The organism is Nonomuraea sp. NPDC002799 (genome assembly GCF_053592075.1).
In genome coordinates, this window is sequence record NZ_JBSFVA010000128.1 from 1 (window position 1) to 1974 (window position 1974).

The window sequence follows — 1974 nt, forward strand, 5'->3', positions numbered from 1 at the left end:
CCCGCACCGAAGACCTCCTGGCCACCGGCCAAAGCCAAGCCGCCGCCCTGACCGGCGGCTACCACATCGCCTTCACCATCGCCGCCGCCCTGCTGGTAGCCGCCTTCGCCGTCGCCCTCATCGTCCTGCGCCAACCCCGCCCCGCCACCCAGGACACCACCCCGCTCAGCCAAGCCGCCTGAGCCCAAGTGACTCACAGTGGCTCACCCGGCACGACACGGGCCCGTGCCTTGAAGGCAGACCGGGAACCTGCTCTTCGCGTCCAGCACCACCCGGCCCCCCAACGGCTCCCCAAGCCGGACGACCCCCTCACCCGACCGGCCCAGACCCGGGCACAGGAGCCGGCTGACACGCTTCTGCACGTCGATGCCGAGGACCACGACGTCGGACCGCTCCGCCACCCGCAACCGGACGACCGGCCTCGCCCGAGGGCTGCAGACACCGTAGTCGTAGCTCACCCGCAGCGTGCGCTCGTCGAGCAGCTCGAAGCCGCTGACGGCGGCCGCCCGATCGTCACCGATGGCGTCCTCGACCGTGCCGGCCGCGGCCCGATCGACCGCGACGTGAACGATCGGGCCGGGCAGATCCGAGAAGGACATCCGCCACGCCGGGACGGTGGCCATACCACGCAGAGTCCGCACGCGGGTGGTGGTGAAGGTCGCGCCGGTCATCTTGTACGCCCGGTCGTCCTGCGGGGAAGCCTCCGCCGCGTAGGGAGCCTGGGCGACCAGCGCCTGCCGCGCGCTGATCACGGAGACCGGCATGGCGGAGCCGTCGTCCCAGCGGATCCACGCCCCGGCCGGCGTCGCGGGGAGTGGGCCGGCCACGGCGAAGCCGAACTCCTCATCGTGCCGGATCTGCTCCTCCACGTCCTGCGCCATCTTGCTCAGGCCCTCCGTCGGGACGAAGCCGTCACGCCAGATCTCCGCCGCGCCGCTGGTCCGCCAGGTCCAGACGGCCCGGACGGCGTGGTCGTCGAACGTGAGCTGCCCGACGAGGAGATGGCCGCCGCTGAAAAGCAGCGTCACGGTAACGAGCGTCACGAGTAAGCGCAGCATCCGAAGATTATCGACCGACGCTTCGCGAAAGCGCCGGGCTCCGATCGCGATCTTCGTTCGGCAGTCAGGCGGATGGTGAGCACCTCATGGCGGCGGCGAGCCGGTTGCTTGCTGTCGCCGCCCACTCTTTACTGTCAGTACATAAAAGATTACTGTGAGTGAGGCTTCGGGGGTGGCCAACTCGTTTCTCATCATCGACCGGAGGCTGCCGATGTCCTCGCTGACCGAATCCAACCTCGCCCTCGTCTTCGCGGCCCTGGACAGCACCGGTGACGGGCGCGTGAGCGCGGCCGACTTCACCGTACGTGCCGACCAGATGTGCGCGGCCCTGGCGCCGGATGCCGCCTCAGCCGCCCACCAGGCCATTCGGCAGGGCTTCGCCGGCTGGTGGGAACACCTGCGCGCCAGCGCCGACGCCGACCACGACGGCTCGGTGAGCCCCGGCGAATACCTGGCCGCCGCCCGCAACCAGGCCGGGGACGCCGCCGACGACCTTGCCGAAGTGGTCCTCGCCCTGGCCGCCCCGCTGTTCGACGCGGCCGACACCGACGGCGACGGGGCCATCTCCGGCCCGGAGTACGTCGGGTTCTACACGGCCATGAACCTGGCAAGCCAGATCGGGGAGGACGCTTTCGCCCGGCTCGACACCGACGGCGATGGCGTGATCTCCCGGCAGGAGTTCGTCGCAGGCGTCCGCGCGATCCTCACCAGCAACGATGCCGACGAGCCGGGCACCTGGATGCTGGGCCGCGTCCCAGCGCCCTGACCTGTTCCGGGCGCGGTGCCGCCGGAAGTCCGGGGGCACCTGCGGCCGAGCCGGGGTCAGCGCCCGGCCCGGTGGGGGCGGGGGGGGGCCCCCCCCCCCCCCCCCCCCCGGGGCGAAGGGGGACGGGACGGCACACCGGGGGAAAACACG

At 71.6% G+C, this 1974-nt stretch carries 2 protein-coding genes and 1 pseudogene; 2 read left to right on the plus strand and 1 reads right to left on the minus strand.

The features are described from left to right. Nucleotides 1-182, plus strand: a pseudogene (locus ACWD0F_RS52010) (MFS transporter); the annotation flags it as partial. A 21-nt stretch (nt 183-203) separates the two neighbouring features. Here the strand turns inward: ACWD0F_RS52010 and ACWD0F_RS52015 are convergent. Then, the gene (locus ACWD0F_RS52015; protein ID WP_449890565.1) at nt 204-1058 is read right to left on the minus strand and encodes a hypothetical protein; all 855 of its coding nucleotides are present in this window, start codon (nt 1056-1058) and stop codon (nt 204-206) included. Between the two features lie 154 nt (nt 1059-1212). Between ACWD0F_RS52015 and ACWD0F_RS52020 the strand changes: the two genes are divergently transcribed. Then, nucleotides 1213-1824: an EF-hand domain-containing protein gene (locus tag ACWD0F_RS52020; protein WP_449890567.1), complete on the plus strand. Its 612-nt coding sequence runs from the start codon at nt 1213-1215 to the stop codon at nt 1822-1824. Nucleotides 1825-1974: the final 150 nt, after the last annotated feature.